This window comes from Bacteroides sp. BFG-606, assembly GCF_024788145.1.
GTDB lineage: Bacteria > Bacteroidota > Bacteroidia > Bacteroidales > Bacteroidaceae > Bacteroides > Bacteroides vicugnae.
The window spans coordinates 4,965,450-4,984,869 of sequence record NZ_JANUIL010000001.1 but is presented as its reverse complement, the minus strand read 5'-3'; the positions used below and the strand labels follow the sequence as shown (position 1 = coordinate 4,984,869).

The following is a 19,420-nucleotide window of genomic DNA, read 5'->3' as shown; positions in this document are numbered from 1 at the left end:
AATATGGCAACAATGGATGATATTTTAGGAAACGGAGGTGGTACGCCTCCGCTCAAAGGCTCTAAGGAATGGCACGAACAGCAGCAAGACGCTCCTTCCGTATCATCCCCGGTAAAGGGTACACAGAAATGGACGGAACAACAAGCAGCTGCGGCTCCTGCCGTTACCGGCTCCCAATCTGAAACGGTCGCTGCACCTCCGGCCAAACAAGCCGATGTGAACGGTGGCAGTCTCTCATACGCTGAATTGTACAAAAAACTCAATCCCTATAAACCGCCAACGGACGAGGAACTTGCTAAAGAAAAGAAGAAGCAGAAACGTGAACAGATATTCGCAGCCATTGGTGATGGTATATCGGCACTCTCTAACTTGTTCTTCACCACGCAGTACGCTCCAAATATGTATACCGGTAAGAATACCATGTCAGAACGTACCAAAGTGAGATATGACAAGCTGATGAAAGAACGTGAAGGCAAGGAGAAAGAATATTATGAGGGGCTGATGAGGGCAAGAATCGCTGATGAAGAAAGGGATGACCGTGAACGTAAGTGGCAAAGGCAGCTTGGTCTTGACAAAAAGAATGATGACAGATACAATGAGGGCATTCAACATCGCAACGAGCGAGAGAAGATTACAGATGACCGATATGATGCGGAACAGGAATACAAGAAAGGTCGGGACAAAGAAGCTGATAGGCGTTGGCAAGCAAACTATGATGAAAACAAACGTCAGGCAGACCGTTCCTACAATTTCCAAGTAAAGAGACATAATGACAATGTGGCTGTAGAGCGTGATAAAGCGAGAGCGACAGCCGCACGTGGTGTACGTGGCAAGCAGCTCGGTTTTTCTGACGGCGGCGGAAACCAAGTAGCCATTTACGAGAATGTTTGGAAAGGTTCGATGCAGCAGGTGTATGATGCTATGCTTGCCGACCTCTCTCCACAGGATGAGAAAGAGAAAAGGGCTTTTGACCGTCAAATGAAGAAACTTGATACACCACAGAAGAAAGAGGACTATGTAAAACAGAATTGGCACAAATCGCCTAAAGCCTCTGCAATCATGCTTTCCCTCTCCAAACTTGACCCTGCCACCATGACCTCGGAACTGAATGATGAGGTCGTGGACTATGTTCCCGGTGGCGGCGATGATGATGTGATTGATTATACACCCGGTAAAAACAAATAACTATGCCAATATTTGAATACAACGGAAAGAAATACAATGTGCGTGATGAACACATTGACAGTTTTATGAAAGACTTTCCCGATGCTTCTACAATCATGGAGCGTGAGGGGAAGAAATATCGTGTAAAGTCGGCAGACTACAGGACTTTCATGTCGGAGCAACAACAGCCCGAACAATCTGCCCTGGACTCTACACCTGAAACTCCTGTAACTCCTTCAGCAGAAGAAATGCCGTTGACGGAACAGGATAAAATACGCTTCAGTGCAAATATAGGACAGATGAAACGCCGCACGGAGCAAATGATAGACGGCTTCAACGAGCGTATGGAAACCATGCGTGAGTATCACGAAAACGCACCGTTGGGCGGCGGACAGACCGCAGAGGGGAAAATGCAGTTCAACCCGGAGAGCGGAAAACTGGAGAAAACCTACATTACCCCTCTCGGCAACCGATACACCAGCAAGGGACTTGCCGACATGGAGAGTTTCAGATACCGACAGGCGGCTGATATGTCTGTAAACGGACAGTTGCGCCGTGCAATGCTGAAACTTGCAGAGCTGCAAGAGAAAAGAGAGGCAAGTGCCAAGAGAGTGCATGAGCAATGGGAAGAAGATACAAAAAAGAATACAGCTCCTCTTGGATTCTTACTTGCAGCAGATACCTATGTTCCTCGTCAGATGAGCGACAAGGAAAACAGTACCTTGGATGTCGCCATTCGTCAAACGGAGGAACTTATCAAAGACCTTGAAGAGCAGAAAGACCGTGAGCAAGGCATCGATGTTGGCTTTTGGCGTGGTTTCGGTCGTGTGGCAGGAGATTTCCGCACTTGGGATTTCGGCATGAGCGATATGCGTGACGCATTGACCATGATGAACGCCGATGACCTGAAAGGTGAGAATGCCACAGAGGGAGAACGTGAAGCCTACAATGAAATGATGGGCGCACTCTACAACAAAGGACAGGCGGAGCAGATGTATGGCGGGAACGCCGGCTTTTGGAACAGAGCCGGTATGATGACCGGCCACATGCCTGCATTCATGCTTGACTTTGGCATTACAGGCGGTGGATTCAAAGGTATCAATGTTCTTTCCAAAGCCGGAACGAAAGCCGCCACAAAGGTGGTTGGCAAAGAAACGGTAGAGCAAATGGCCAAACAGGGCTTCAAGACATACGTGAAGGACAACGGCGTGAAAGGCTTGGGGCAGTATGCCACCAACTGGACTATCAAGGCTCTCGGAACAACCGCTGATGACCTGCTTCTCCGTGCTCCGCTGATGACCAACACTGTACAGGCTGGGAAAACCACGGCCGACATCATTGACAGGAAACTCGGTGATGTGGTTGTCGATGAGAACGGAAACTATGATTTTTCCAACGACAAGACTTGGGGAAATGCCATTTGGCAAGGAGAAGCCAATGCCATCGTTGAAAACTATTCGGAAATGTTCGGTTCGCACCTTGACCCTGTAGTTACTCTTGGAAATATGAGCAAACTCGCCAATGTGGTGGGTGCAAAGCGTATCGGTGCAGTACTTTCAAAGACTGATGCAGGTGCGTTGGACGGTATCATGGGACAGACACATCAGTTATTCAACAAAATGGGTGTGAGCGACTATTTCGGAGAGGTAACGGAAGAATACTATGGGCAATTGTGGCGCACCATGCTCAATCTCGACGATGCTTATCAGCAGAACCCGGACGGCACACGTACCAATTTGCTTGCGACAGGACAATTCCATGGCGACATTTGGGGCGGCATGGCTCTTTCTATGGGATTGATGGGTGCAGGTAAGGCTACTTTGTCGGGAGTACAGTATGCTTCAATGAAGCACGGAGTAAACAAGGCAGATGCCCGTGCAACAGAATTGCTTGGCAAAGAAATATGGGAGCCGTTAAGGGCGACAATAGACCTTACGACCAACGATGACATTGGAAGTGTGGCAGAGGGTATCGTGAACGACAAGGATTTCTCGGACGATGAGAGAGCCGCAATACTTACCTATATGGAGCGTTCGTTGATGATGAGGGGCTTTAACCTCGGTACTCTCGCACAGAAGCGGGGCGGCGAACAGGACGAGGATGTGCAGTCAATGAATGAAAGCTACATTGACGGTTACAACCTCGCAGACCCACAGGAAATGACCGATGCCAAGAATATGCGTGACTACCAGCGGCAGAGGGTTTCTGCCATAGTGGATGAAAACACGCTTGGCTTTTTGGATATACATCCTATGAATGCATTGGAGGAAATGCGGAACAATGGCCTTTGGGGAGAAAGCGAGTTGGAAACGGTTATTGACTACCTCAATGCCAAACAGGTATATGACGGCATGATTCAGCGTGTGCGTGATGATATAGACGCACGTGTGGAGCAAAGCAACGCAATGGTTGACGCACGCACCAACCGCACCTCCGGCATGATACAGGGGGCTACGATGAAGCAGGACGACCGCCGTGTGTATGTGGTGGGTGGAAACCTTGTGCAGTATGCAGACGGCAGCGGCATTGACAACCGGGCTTCGGACGGCAGTATCATTGTGCGTGATGCGGAAACAGGCGCACTTGAACAGGTGTCGCCCGATGCCGTATTGAACATTGATGAGCCGTTGAACCCGTCCGATGAGAAAATGACAGCGGAGGAGGCTATCATTCAACAGTTCGCACAGGAAGCATCCGACAAGATTGACGGTGTGGTTACATTCAACCCCGGCGATACATACACCATTACAGGAGATGACGCACAGATACAGGTTCAGATTGTAGCCAACGAAGACGGTATTGTGGATAATGGGGACGGCACAGTTAACGTATCGGACGGCGTGAATATCTTCCCGTTGGCAAAAGAAACCATACAGCAACAGGCTGATGCGGCAAACTTGGCACGTGTGGCGCAGTTCGAGCAGCAGAGAACCATTGAGAATGCCGAACGGAAACAGGAAATGCAAGAGGCTGAAAGACCACAATACGCCCTCAATGACATTGTTTCGCTTACCGATGAGAACGGCGTTACCGTCCGTGGCAATATCACAGCAGATGCCGATGCGGACGGCAAGTATGAGGTATTTACCGAAGCTCCTATCAACGGAAAACGTGTGAACCTGTTCACTCGTGATGAACTTGACAATATGCTGTTGGAGCATAACGGAGTGGCATTTGAACATCCTGCCGAAAATGAGAGCAACAATGGTGCGGAAAATATTCCCGAAAATGATAACAATGCCCCTCAAAATATTCCTGCCATGCAGAGAATACCAAAGGATGAGCAGGGAAATCCACTATATGAGCAGGCCGACAGCGACACAGCTTGGGATGCCATTGTGGAGCAGACTGAGGGTGATGAGGATATGGCACAGACCGTAGCCGATGGAATGGTTGCCGACAAGGAAGAAGCCTTGAAGAAGTTGGAGAAAGCCAAATCGAAAGGTGGCAACTCCATTGCCGAAAAGATTGCTTCCGAGAAAGAACGCAAAGCGGCGATTGATGCAGCCAAACAGGATTTGCTCGCTTGGCAGAAGATAGCCGGTACTGCCAACCGTAGAAGAATGGCAGCGGATGCGGAACGCAAACGAATGGCTGATGAAGCTGCCGCCCTACGCAAAGCGGAAGAAGAAAAGCTGCGTGCAGAGCGTGAGGAAGCCGAACGCGTCGAGCGTGAAGCCCTTAACGGAGTTCCCGACATGGTGGATGATACACCGCAGGATGCCCGCGCAAGGGGGTACAGACGTGTGAACGGCCATAAGATTGACAGGCAAGAACCATTGCAGACCGTACAAGGTAAAGAGGTGAACGTGAAGTTCAGCAATGATGTGCTGGCTCCCGGTCATGTGGCCGTGATTGACGCATCGTTGTTGCAACCGAGCCATATCCAAGGTGTGCGTAATCCTCTGCATTTTATTGATGAAGCGCAACCCAAGGAACGAAATGACGAAGCGAGCGTATTGTCTGCACGGAAAATCGCCGGGAACATTCGTCCGGAAGAAATCACATCGAGTATTACCGCTTACACCGGTGCGCCGACCGTAAACGAACGTGGTGAAGTTATACAGGGAAACAACCGCAGTGATGCCTTGCGTCTGATGTGGGAAAGCCATCCGGAACAGGCCGAAGCATATAGGCAATACCTGAAAGACCATGCGGAAGAGTTTGGTTTGCGTGCTGAAGATATTGCTGCCCTACAAAGTCCGGTGCTGGTAAATATGCTTCATGTGGACGATGCTACGGCTATTCCTCTGGGACAATACGTAGCACAGGACACCGAAAGCGGAGGTGTGGAACGAATCAAACCGAAAAATGCCTTACAGCGTATGGGAATCGAAGTACGTTCGTTTGCCAACCTGTTACTCAGAGCCTCGGACGATGAAGTGTCGTTTGCCGGGCTTGTGGATGCCAACGGTGCAAGTGTCCTAAAATGGATGAGCCAAAGAGGTTTCATCAGTCCCACACAATACAAGAGTGCGTTTGATAGCAAGGGTAACTTGACTCCCGAATCCAAGAATGATTTGCGTGGTATCATGTATCAAAGCATTTTCAAGGACGGTAGTACACGGTTGGAGGAAATGTTCAACGTATTGCCGGTAAAAGCACAAAAGGCTATTCTTGCCACTGCTTTTCGTGATTATGATAGTCCGAACAGTGAACGAATGGTAGATGAGATACAGAATTCCGTTCGTGCTTACTATGCTTTGTCCCAAGATAAAATGTTTGTAGAGGCAAAGAACTTCAAGGAAGCACGTACTGCCGTAGAAAGTTGGAAACGCCAGTATCAAATGGATGATGTCACTGGGGAAAGTTATCTCCCTGCTGATAATTTCAGTAACTTTGTCCTGCATTTGGCCGCAATGTATAAAGGTGAAAGCCAAAGCTTCATTCAAAATACATTCGGCAAGATTTATGACCTTATACAAGGCACACAGGAAGAAACTCTGTTCGAACAACCGGACAATACCCCTCGGACGCTCGTACAGGCTATTAAAGAAGCATTAAATTTAGATTACAATGGACAACAACGAAGCAATGTATTGGTTGGCGATACTGCAACAAGCCAACGAGGGCAGCAAGGAAGCAATGGAACTCTTGCGCCAAGAGAACGAGTTGAGAACGGAAATGGGACAACTGATGATACAGGAAGAACTGAAAGCATTGGTGGACAAAGCGAAATAGAATCTTCTTTATCACAAGAAGAAATGCTGTCTTCTGATGATACTGACAATCAACTTAGTGCAAAAATAGCAAGACGTATTGAAGTTCAAGAAGATGATTGGATTGAAAGCGGAAAGTATGGCGATACTTATAAACAGACAATTATTGTTGATGGTACTCATAAAGTTATAAAAGTTGATGCACCTGATACGAAAGGTAATTATATAGGTAGCGCTTATGAGTATGACGGTCAAACATTCGGAGACTTATTGGATGTTCTTAATTATATTGATGCATCTTTGTCTTTAGCCAATGCTGTTGCAGTGGCAGAGAAAGAAACCGATACTACTCCTACGGAGAAACAGAAAGAAGCTGGCAATTATAAGAAAGGTCATGTGCAGGTTGGTACATTCAATATCACCATTGAGAACCCGAAAGGATCCGTTCGTAGTGGAATAGACACAGAGGGCAACAAGTGGGAAACGATCATGCAGAACACCTACGGCTACATTCGTGGCACGGAGGGCGTGGATGGAGACCACATAGACGTGTTCCTCTCTGATGATATTGACGGGTGGAACGGACGCAGGGTGTTCGTGGTGGACCAGTATAATGAGGACGGCAGCTTTGATGAGCATAAGGTAATGCTTGGTTTCAATGAGACTGACGATGCCGAGGCAGCTTACTTCGCGAATTATGACAGCGACTGGGCAAATAATCACAAGACAGTGGTAACTGCCGTAAACTTGGAGGATTTCGAGAAATGGATAGATAGTAGCCACCGGAAGACAAAAGCGTTTGCAGAATACAAGTCAGTCAAAAGTGTTGAAGAACAGAGTTCAGGTACACAAGTCGACAGACTTTCTGAAATCAAGTCACGCATTGAAGAACTGCACAAGGAACAAGAAGCCGCACATGTTCAGAGTGATATATTTGAGGAAGCCCGCATTATTTCCGAAATAAACGACCTCTTTGCTGAACAGCGGAAGTTAGAACAAAGCAATTCCAATGAAGAAACGACAACACCGACTGATGCTGCATACACCATTACTCCGGCACAGTACACCACCAAAAGAGGTAAGGTGTTGGATATGCACCTTGTGGAGTTCAATAATGAATTAAGAGATACTGTTCGGAAGCACACCACAATGTTTGCCAAACAACTGAAAGGCTGGTGGGACAAGGAAAAGCAAGGCTTCATGATGCGGAGCAAGGAAGATGCTGAACGCTTGGCAGAATATGCAACCGATGCACAATCACAACCACCTTTGTCTTTGTCTGATTTGTCAGAAGTAAATGACGGCAATGTGCAGTTTTCAGAACCTCAACAACAGAAAGCCACGAAGCAGGAGGAAAGGCAGGAATATACTCCTATATGGCAATACTCTGTTTTTGTTGATAAAGAAACAGGGGAAACTACATTAAGTCGTGATGATGTGAGCGGTTCCATACCTATTGGTGATGCACGTTTTCGTCAGACAACCAACAGTCCAGAGGAAATGTTAGACATTCTTCGCAATCCTCAGAACGGTATGCAAGAAGTTTTGGATGCAGTTGGCATTTCGCTCGAAAATAAAATTAAGACCCGAGAACTTGATCGCAAGGCAAAGGATGAAATTCGTGACAAAAGGACAGATTTCGTTGTTGACAAGGAAATGGATAACAGATATTCTGTTCGTACTTTGATGAAGATGATTGATGCGGAAAAACAGGCTGTGATGGATTTAGGAGAGAAGCGTGGTGGAGACGTTTATCATGAAGGAAATATTATTTTCCTGACTAAAGATAGTGCAGATAAGTTTGCTAATGAAGTCCGAACTCTTATCAACGATATGCGGAGTGAGCAACAACAAGACAATTCGCAGAAAAAGACTGAAGCGAGTGGTAACCGTCTTGTTACTGATGAGCGTTATGCAGAACTTCGTGAGCGTATGCGTAAGAAGTTGCTCGGTCAAATGAATATAGGTATAGACCCTGAGATTCTTGCCATTGGAACAGAGATGGCTGTTTACCATTTGGAGAAAGGTTCACGTAAGTTTGCCGAGTATGCAACGGCCATGATTGCAGACTTGGGCGATGCCATACGCCCTTACCTTAAAGCATTTTACAATGGTGCGAGAGATTTGCCGGAGGTGGCAGAGAACGGACTGGATGCAGACATGACTCCATACGATGAGGTACAACAATTCGATGTGGCGAATTTCGATAAGAAAAGTATTGATGCGCTTGCTACCGCCGAAACCGTAACAAGAGAGACCGAGGTGGAGCAAGAGGCAGAGATTGCACAGGAACGTATCAAAAAAAGTCGCCCTGCACGTAAGAAGAATGAGAAAAAAGCAGTAAATTCACGGAATCAAACAGGTGGGTTATTTGGTGATTTACTTACTGAAAATGACAAGGCTGATGCAGAACTGCATCGCCAATTTGCAATGACAGTAAAGGCTGATATGCTTGCGGCTCTTGACAATGGGACAAAGCCATACAGAAGCATTTTAGACCTACGCAAGCGTGCAAGTGAGTTGGGAATGGAGGTAGATAATGATGGAAGAACTGATATTTTGTTGCAGGAACTTGTTGAGGACGGATTGGTCAGAGCTGCACGTGAGGTTATTGAACGTAAAGGAAGTGCTAGCAGAGAATCATACGATTTAATCTGCAAACTTTATGAAATGCAACCAACCATTTCGGCACGAAGCAGCAACCGTATAAAGATGCAGCAGTACTCCACGCCTCTTCCTATGGCTTGGATTGCCGGCCGATTTGCAATGGCTGACAAAGCAGACGGAAGCGTGTTAGAACCAACTGCGGGTAATGGGATGTTAGTTTTCACTATTCCAGTCGGACAGGTTCATGTAAATGAACTTGACAAAACACGACTGGACAACCTACGTGAACAGGGATTTGCACAAGTAACACAGCAGGATGCGACAGAGCCATTCGATGGCGATGTGCGTTATGATGTTGTTATCGCCAATTCCCCATTCGGAAAGCGTGAGGCAGTTGAGTATGATGGAAAGAAGATACCGGGACTTGACCCGCAAATAACATTGAACGCTCTTTCAAGCATGAAAGATGACGGCAGAGCCGCTATCATCATCGGTGGAAATATGGAGTATGCGAACAATGGTGCTATAAAGAGCATGAAACCATTTTTCACCTACTTATATGACCACTATAACGTGAAAGGCGTTATTGACATGGGCGGTGGACTGTATGCGAAGCAAGGTACAACATTCCCCACTCGTATGATACTGATAGATGGCCGCAGAACCAATGAGGAACGGGCGCAGACTGCCGTATACCCTCCTGTGGAGAACAAAGCAATCCGCAAGGCTGAAAGTTTTGACGACCTGTACGAGATTATTAACGAAGTATTGAATTTTAATGAAAAGACAAATGGAACAGAAGTATTACGTAGCCAAGGAGGGCGACATCTGTCTGTCGCTGACAACGCATCCGGGGAAACTGACGGAGCAGGACATAATAGACAATCTGAGGCGGATGATGAGAGTGGAAGCCAAACAGAACGGAGAGGAAGAACCGGATTGGAGGGAAACTCTGAGAGCGGCCAACGACCTGTATTGGGAAAACGTGGACAGAATGATACAGTTGGCGAGACCGGGAGAGGAACTGATACCATTGGAAAGCCTTCAACTGACGGAAGAGGACTTGAACAACGAACTGTGGGAAATGAGCCTCAGCCAGTGGATGGAGTGGACGTTCAACGAATCGGACTGGGATTAAAAGGAAAACCCAAGAAAAGAGATTTGACTGAAGAAAAACTTCCTTATCGTCCTCATAATACAGCATTCAGACTTGAAAGCGTTGCCCCCGCAGCTATGGTCGAGGCAATGGATAAAGTGCTTTCTCAAATTGAAGCACAGCACGGCAGCATAGATGAATTTGTCAAGACAGAACTCGGATATGATACCATTGCTGAAACGTATCAAGCACTTGCCGCCGAGCAGATGGACAGTGTCGCTATGGCAATCTATCAGATGAAACAGGAACAAGCCCTTATTATAGGCGACCAAACTGGTGTTGGTAAGGGGCGCCAAATGGCAGCACTTATTCGTTGGGCAGTGCAACGAGGTGAGAAACCTGTATTCATCACACAGAAAGCAGACTTGTTCTCCGATATTTACCGAGACTTGGTAGATGTTGGAAGTGGAGACCTCGTGCCGTTTATATTCAACTCTGACGGTGCTATGGTTGATAGCAAAGGTAATACAGTACACAAACCTCTATCTTCCGCAGAAATGGCAAAAGTCTTTGCATCGGGAGCATTGCCCGAAGAATATGACTTCGCTGTACTCACCTATTCGCAGGTAAACACTGGCGATGTTGTCAGTCAGCAAGAAATGGAGGAAGCTGCCAAAAAGAGTGGCGCACGCACCAAGAAAAGCAAGAACGTGAAGAATGGCAAGGCTACCCCGAAAGCCACATTCTTACGTGCCATTGCAAAGGATAACTATCTGTTCCTTGATGAAAGTCATACGGCGGCAGGTTCGAGCAATACAGGTGCCTATCTGCAAAGTATTCTTCGTGGAGCGAAAGCCGCCACATTTGCAAGTGCTACGTTCGCAAAGCGTCCCGACACAATGCCTTTGTATGCAATTCGTACAGCGATGAGCCAAGCAAAGGTTGATCCGGATAAGATGATTAGTATCATTGAGAAAGGCGGTGTAACTCTGCAAGAGATTATGAGTCGTGAATTGACTAATGCAGGGCAAATGGTACGCAGAGAGCGAGATATGAGCGATGTTGTTACCGATTGGAAAACAATCACTGACCCCGAAACTGTTAGACGTGCAAGAGAGAATTACGACCGTACCATAGCAGCATTCAATGCCATTATCAAATTCCAAGAGGACTACGTAAAGCCGATGATTGAAGCATTGGATATGGAACTTGCTGTTATGGCAGAGAGCGCAGGTGTGAAGCGAGGCACAGATAAAATGGGCGTTGAGAACGTGCCATTTGCAAGCAAGACCTACAACTACACCAAGCAGCTTATGCTTGCCCTCAAAGTCAATGCTATTGCAGATGAAGTGGAAGGCGAAATCAATGCAGGTCGCCACCCTGTTATTGCGTTGGAAAGCACAATGGAGAGCAGTATTAAGGACTATGCCGCAGGAGAAATCATTGATGAGCCAACATTCAGTGCAAGCCTACTGAAAGGACTTGACACCGTTATGCAGTACACCGTCAAAGATGAGGACGGTAACGAACGCCACGAGCGATATTCTCCACAGGCATTAGGTCCGGCAGGAGAAAAAGCATATTATGAGTTGCAGGATTTCATTCGTGAAAGCACAAGCGATATCTTTATCAGTCCACTTGATGCCATTATCGAGCGTCTGAACAAGAAAGGATACAAAGTAGGTGAATTGACAGGACGTAATATGTATGTTGAGCGCAACGATGACGGACGTGTCGTTGTCAAGCGTAGAACTGACAAAGACAAAAAGAAAATGCAGAGAGAGTTCAACAGTGGTGTTCTTGATGTCCTCATCCTCAACAAGTCTGCATCAACAGGTATCAGTTTGCACGCTTCAGAGAAATTCAGCGACCAACGTCAGCGTTCTATGATTATAGCACAGCCGCTGAGCGATATTAACGACTATATGCAGATGATAGGACGTATAGACCGTACAGGACAGGTGCATAGAGGTTATTACATCAACCTCGGTTTGCCTGTACCCGCCGAGAACCGTTTCCTGATGATGCTTTCCACCAAACTGAAATCGTTGAACGCTAATACCACGACCTCACAGGATAGTGAAAGTAATGATGTGGAAGCACCGGATTTACTCAACAAGTATGGTAGTCAAGTTGTTGTTGAGTATCTTCGTGATAATGTAGATATATACGAGAAAATGGGTACTCCTTTGAAAAAGGGAGGACTCGGAGGTGGTCGTGTGCAGGCAAGCGAACTTGAAGATTACAAACCGCAAGAAGATGATGCACGCAAGATTACAGGTTATGTCGCTCTATTGGCAACAAAAGAGCAGGAGGAGTTTTACGATGATGTCGTAAGGCGTTATAACGAATTGATTAAATATCTCAATGATACCGGCAGTAACGACTTAAAGATTACTGTAATGCCACTCCGCGCAACGACTATCGAGAAACGCATATCTTCTGAGGGCATAGACCCTGATGGAAACAATCCATTTGCTCGCAATTCATTTGTTGAAAAGGTGGAAATGGATGTGTTGAGAAAGCCGATGAAAGCGGATGAGATACGCAAGGTAATAGAACAGATAAACAAGGGTGTTGAGCCGAATACCTATCTTGACAATGTTATTGAAACTATCCGCAAGGAGGACGAAGTTAGAATTGCTGCAGAAGATGAACGCTACGAGAAATCAAAGGCAAAAGCCATTGACGACATAGCCAAGCAGACAGAAAAAATCAATGGTCAGAAGAAACGCAGCGATGAAGAAAAGCGTGTTGCCATAGATAACTTTATCGCAGAGACCAATGAAAAGGTAGAGGCAAAGCATAAGGACAACATCTTGCGACTCAACACGAACAGCGACCAGATGATGCGCCGCTTGAGAATGTTTGAAGTTGGCAAGTCTTATCTTGTGCCCGATAACCTTGAGTCAATGATTTTCGACTTTGCTACTTCTGCTATCTTCTGTGGCTACAAAACAAAGGATAGCAAGATTACAGCCTCAACAACACTTGCGGTATTTGCTACCCTTGACGGTCGCAGACGTATTGAAATTAAACTTTCACAGATTGATGCGTTGCGAAGCATTGACAAGGTAACCAATGATAATTGGGATGCTGCACGTGCCACCACACTTGATAATTGGGATAGTCAGATACCAAGTGAGACACGAAAGACAGGTTTCATTATGACAGGTAATATCTTGCAGGCTATAGCCGATACACAAGATGAATACGGAGGCTATCCTGGACAACTCATTAGTTATACAGACATTGACGGTAATGTTCACGATGGTATCTTAATGCCCGACAAATGGAATGCTTCTATGCTGAAAACGAGCGGTGCTCCATTGAGCAGTCGTTTACAACAGATAAAAGACTATACTCCTATAACAAGCCACGATGGAAAGGTCGAGATTATGGGTAACAGTTGGGCAAAGATGTTCTACCTCACTGTTCCAAAGACAAAGAAAGACGGTGCGGTTTACTACGAGAACAAAACCTTGCTTCGTGCCGCAGGTGGAAACTTCTACCCTTACCGAGGAAAGTTGCGTGCGGATATTCCCGAGGAGCGCATAATAGAAGTTGTCAAGGAACTTGCCAAATTAGGCGTAAAAGTAAAGGATGACACAACTGATATTCTCCAACGTAACGGCATTGGTGCATATAACGATGATGAAGTCAGTTATGAGAATGACCCAGTGGCAAAGCTGCTCGGTCAGTCAAGGAGAACGGCAAAGCAGCGGAGGGAATTTGCACGGCGTGAACGCCAAAGAATGGCAGAACGTGTGGAAAGCCTTGCAGAGAAACTGCATCTTGACAATGTGGAGGTTGTTACTGATGCTTCCGTCTTGGATGGAAAGAAGCAGCGTGCAAAAGGCTTCTACTCGAAGAGTACAGGGAAGATAACCATTGTTATTCCCAACCATACAAGTACGTTTGATGTTGAACAGACACTGCTGCATGAGGCTGTGGCGCACTATGGTTTGCGCCAGTTGTTCGGAGAACATTTTGATACATTCCTTGATAATGTATTCAACAATGCCGATGAGAACATACGCAGACGCATTGTAGATATGGCTGCAAAAAACGGTTGGGATTTCCATAAGGCTACCGAAGAATATCTTGCTTCGCTTGCAGAAGATACTGAATTTGAGAACATCAACGCAAGTTGGTGGCAACAGATAAAGGATTTCTTCTTGAATATGCTTCATAAGATAGGCTTTGAGGATTTCAGAGGGGTTACTCTATCGGACAACGAACTTCGCTACATCTTGTGGCGCAGTTACGAGAACCTTGCGGAACCGGGCAGATACAGAAACATATTGGGAGAAGCCGCTGATGTGGCAAAGCAGTATGAACTGAAAGTCGGAAATTATGCGGTTTCCGACCCACATCATCAGACTGTTGCAGAAAGTGATGATGCACTATACCGTACCGGTGACCCGGAAATACATGAAAGGGAGTTGGCTCGTGACCGTTATGAAAGGCGTGTAAAAAGCGGTATGTTCCAATCACAGGAAGCATTACAGGACAGTATGCTCGGCTTGAAAGAAGCCATGACTGCAATCCTTGGCAAGGAAACAAACATTGAGGATGTGGACGGATTTGAAAACGCATACTTGGGAGAAAACCGTCTGTCAAGTGTGAACAAAGCCGAAGCCGATGCGTTTGCCCACACCCTGTTCAAGCCCATGCTTGATGAGGTTGCCAAACTTGCCAGGACTGAGGCAGAGCGTGAGGAATTGACTGATTACATGATGGCGAAACACGGCCTTGAACGCAATACATATATGCGTAATGAAGCAATCAATAACGGAGCAACCGATGCAGACCAAACCGACTATGCCGGACTTACAGCCCTTACAGGTATGGATAATGTTGCTGATGCCGAAACGGAAGCACAGATAATGGTTAACGATTACGAACAGGCACACGACACTACCGACCTTTGGAAAAAAGTCAATGCCGCGAGCAAAGCAATACTTTCAAAGTCATACGAATGTGGCATGATGAGTAAAGCGACCTTTGATAAAATTTCAGATATGTATGATTTTTACATTCCGCTACGTGGTTTTGACGAAAAGACCAGTTCTGAAGCATACGCATATCTGACGCACAAGCAAAGTGCATTCAATGCTCCTATCAAGAAAGCGGAAGGACGCAGGTCGAAAGCGGATGACCCGTTTGCCAACCTGCAATCAATGGCAGAAGGTGCTATCATGCAGGGCAACCGGAACAAATTGGTAAAACAGCGTTTCCTTAATTTCGCCCTCAACCATCCGAGCGACCTTGTCAGTGTGAGCGACATTTGGGTAGAATACGATACGGTGGCCGACGAATGGAAGCCAGTGTTTCCTGACAACATAGACAGTACAGATACTCCCGAAGTGGTGGAACGGAAGATGCTGGACTTTGAAACTAAAATGGAGTCATTGGCACAGCAATATCCTGACCGGTACAAGCATGGCAAAGATACCGTGAATATTCCTTACCGTATTGTGGAAAGCCGGGATATGAGGCAGCACCAAATTGTAGTGAAGCGTGGCGGCAGGGACTATGTGATTACCATAAACGGCAATCCACGTGCGGCACAAGCATTGAACGGACAGACAAATCCCGACAACGATATGTCGGGGGCAATCGGGGCCATTCTCCGTGCCGGTGAAAACATCAACCGACAGTTGAGTGCGTTCTATACCACACGCAACCCGGACTTCATCGTATCGAACTTCATGCGAGATATGCTATACACCAACACCATGACTTGGATAAGGGAAAGCCCGAACTACGCACTTCGTTTTCATCGCAATTATATGTATGCCAATCCTGTAAGGATAAAGCAACTCTTGGCAAAGCACCGCAAAGGGACACTTGACATGAGTAACAAGACGGAAGCGATGTTTCATCAGTTCATGATGAACGGAGGAGAAACAGGCTATGCCAATATCCGGGACATTGAACAACATAAGAACGACATACGCAGGGAACTGAAAAAATCAAACGGCAAGATTCCTGTAAAAAAAGCATGGGACTTGTTGGGCGGACGTTTCGATGAGTACAACCGAGCCGTTGAGAACTGCGCCCGTTTTGCCGCTTTCATGACATCACGCGAAATGGGCCGGAGCATTGACAGAGCCATCTATGATGCAAAGGAGATAAGCGTAAACTTCAACAAGAAAGGCAGCGGAGCAAAATTCTATGACAGTACAGGGCAGACAAAGGCTGGTAATGCCAGTGCATTGGTATCGGGACTTGGTCGTAGCGGCTATGTGTTTTGGAATGCAGCCATTCAAGGTACGGCAAACTTTGGACGACAGATGAAACGCCATCCTGCCAAAGCTTTTACAGGTATTGCGGCGATGTTCCTTCTTGGTGCCATTGTTGCCTACTTGGGTGGCGATGATGATGACGATGATGACAAGAACGCATACTATAATCTTCCCGAATATGTAAGGCGCAGCAATATTCTTTTCAGGGCAGGAAACAGTTGGGTATCAATTCCTCTTCCGGTAGAATACAGGGCTGTTTACGGTATGGGCGAACTGATGATTTCCGTCCTTAACGGAAAGGAACATCTTACAGACGGAGAAATTGCCGAAGCCATAACAGGACAGGCTACACAGATATTACCTATTGATTTCTTGGAGGGCGGCGGAGGATTGAATGCCTTTGTACCGAGTGCCTACAAACCCTTGTGGGAAGCCTACGTTGCAGAAAAGAGTTGGACGGGTATGCCACTTTATAAAGACACACCTTACAACAAAGATATGCCCGAATGGACAAAGGCGTATAAGAGTGCCAATAAATACATTGTCGGATTGGCCAATGCCATGAATGAAGCTACGGGTGGAGACCCATATACAAAAGGAACGATTGACTTTAATCCGGCAAAGATTGAATATATGCTGAACGGTTATTTCGGTGGCGTGTTCGGAACAATCGACAAGTTGAGCAAGATGGTAGAAACCGTTACAGGCAACCGTGAGTACGACCCTCGCAGCTTCTTGTTGGCAAACAGGCTGGTCAAAGCCGGGGACGAACGCACCGAGTACAGGGCTGTGAACAATGAGTATTTCCGATTGAAAGAGGAGCATGACCGGTTGAAATCCCGATTGAAGCACTATGAAGAAGATACCGACAACGACATATTTGACTATGCGGAAAAGATTGATTTCCTTTACAATTCACCCGAATACGAGCGTTACGAAATCTTCGAGGATTACCGTGAAGACATTGACGACCTCTACAATGAATTAAAAGAAGCAATCAGTGACGAGGAACGCAAGGATATTGAAGCCGAGTTGAACGAACTCAAAAAGGAAATGATAGAAGAAATGAACAAAACCCGTAAATAGTTAAACATAGGATGATTGCCCGGAGCAGTATATTTGTTCCGAGCAATCATTAAAATGATAAAAATATGCATGTAAATAAAAGCGAAAGAAAATTGCTGCCAATGAGCCGTATAGCTCCGGGAAGAAATGATGCCGCCGAGATAGATACTGTTGTTTCTGCAAAACGTTATGGTGACCGCAGGGCATTTGACATTCTTATGGAAGCACAATACTATTGGAGCCAGATGGACGACTTTCGGAAAGACCGGGAGCGAAACAAACGCTATACCTATGGTTTCCAATGGGACGATATGATTTGTGTGGACGGAAAATCCATGAGCGAGGAAGAATACATTAAAAGTCAAGGCAACGTGCCTTTGAAAAACAACCTTATCCGTAGGCTTGTGCGAAGCGTGCTTGGCGTGTATCGAAGCCAAAGTAAAGAACCGACTTGTACCGCACGTGATCGGGATGAACAGAAACTTGGTGAAACGATGAGTACGATACTTCAATGCAACATGCAGCTTAACCGAATGAACGATGTATATGCCCGAACTATGGAAGAGTTCCTGATAAGCGGTTTTATCGTTCACCGTAAATCGTACGGTTGGCGTAATGGAAAAGAGGATTGTTGGACGGACTATGTACAACCCAATAATTTCTTTATCGACAACAACATGAGAGATTTCAGAGGTTGGGATGTTTCCGTGCTTGGAGAAGTTCACGACATTTCTTTCGGACAGTTGTGTGAACAGTTCGCATCAAGTCCGCAGGAATACAGACAATTGCGTGACATTTACAAGTGGGCGGCAAGGAAAGATTACATAACCACATACGCGGAGCGTTTCGGGTATAGCCGCTTGGAAAACTACGATTTTCTATTCACAAGCGAGCCGGGACGATGTCGTGTGATAGAGATATGGCGCAAGGAGCAAAAACCGAGATACCGTTGCCATGACTACCAAAACGGCGATATTTTCAAAATAGACGAAGAAGATTACGCACAAGTGGTGCTTACTGAAAATGAAGAACGTATGCGTATGGCCAAGGAAGCCGGTATGCCGGAAGATGAGGTTCCGTTGATAAAAGCTACTTGGTTTGTGGACGATTATTGGTATTTCTATTACCTTTCTCCTTTTGGCGACATATTGAGGGAGGGGGAAACGCCTTACGAGCATGGAAGCCATCCATATGTTTTCAAGGCATATCCGTTCATTGATGGTGAAATCCATTCATTCGTTGCTGATGTAATCGACCAACAGCGATATACCAACCGATTGATAACTCTCTATGACTGGATAATGCGTGCGAGTGCCAAAGGCGTGCTGATGATGCCCGAAGACTGCTTGCCTGATGGTGTGAGCATTGACGATATTGCAGAGAGCTGGACGGAATTTAACGGTGTCATCGTATACAAGCCGAGCAAAAGCGGAAAAGTGCCGGAACAGGTGGCCAATAATTCCACAAATATAGGCATTGCGGAACTGCTTAACATGCAACTCAAATTTTTTGAAGATATATCGGGAGTTACGGGCGCATTACAAGGAAAGCCCGGGTATTCCGGTGAAAGTGCATCGCACTATAACCAACAGACAGAAAACGCCACGAAGTCATTGCTCGACCTGCTTGAATGCTTCAGTTGTTTTGTAGTGGACGGAGCATATAAGGATGTGAAGAATATGCAGCAGTTTTATGATAGCAAACGTGTATTCAATATTGCAGGTAAGAGTGGTGCACAAATCGAATATGACCCGAAGAAAATACGTGATGTAGAATTTGATTTAAGCATTACCGAAAGCACTTCAACACCGGCATACAGGCATCTTGCTAACGATATGCTTATGCAGTTGTACCAGTCTCAGGCAATCAGTGTAGAGCAGCTGCTTGAGCATGGAGATTTCCCGTTTGCAGATGAATTGTTGCAAAGTATCAAATCACAGAAGGAACAGTTGGAGCAGGGCAAAGTGCCCGACGGTCTTTCTCCTCAATTGCTTCAACAGGTCGAACAAGGTGCAAATATAGATGCAGTAAATCAGTTACATAATGCAATGAGAACTTAAACCAAAGGGGCACATCAT

Annotated in this window: 3 protein-coding genes; all 3 read left to right on the top strand. The window is 46.2% G+C overall.

All coding sequences use genetic code 11. From position 1 onward, the window contains the following. Nucleotides 1-3: 3 nt before the first annotated feature. The 3 genes from NXV01_RS19060 to NXV01_RS19050 all read left to right on the top strand — a co-directional run bounded on the left by NXV01_RS19060 (nucleotide 4) and on the right by NXV01_RS19050 (nucleotide 19,402). A complete protein-coding gene (locus NXV01_RS19060; RefSeq protein ID WP_225982359.1) occupies nucleotides 4-1,185 on the top strand; it encodes a hypothetical protein in 1,182 nt (393 codons plus the stop codon). Between the two features lie 2 nt (nucleotides 1,186-1,187). Continuing rightward, entirely contained in the window at nucleotides 1,188-17,363 is a 16,176-nt protein-coding gene (locus NXV01_RS19055; protein ID WP_259023070.1) for an LPD38 domain-containing protein, read from the top strand. Between the two features lie 65 nt (nucleotides 17,364-17,428). Beyond that, entirely contained in the window at nucleotides 17,429-19,402 is a 1,974-nt protein-coding gene (locus NXV01_RS19050; protein WP_032945451.1) for a hypothetical protein, read from the top strand. Nucleotides 19,403-19,420 lie beyond the last annotated feature (18 nt).

Excerpts from the sequence above, each read along its gene's own strand:
- NXV01_RS19060 (WP_225982359.1), top strand. The coding sequence starts at position 4 with ATGGCAACAATGGATGATATTTTAGGAAACGGAGGTGGTACGCCTCCG.
- NXV01_RS19055 (WP_259023070.1), top strand. The coding sequence starts at position 1,188 with ATGCCAATATTTGAATACAACGGAAAGAAATACAATGTGCGTGATGAA.
- NXV01_RS19050 (WP_032945451.1), top strand. The coding sequence starts at position 17,429 with ATGCATGTAAATAAAAGCGAAAGAAAATTGCTGCCAATGAGCCGTATA.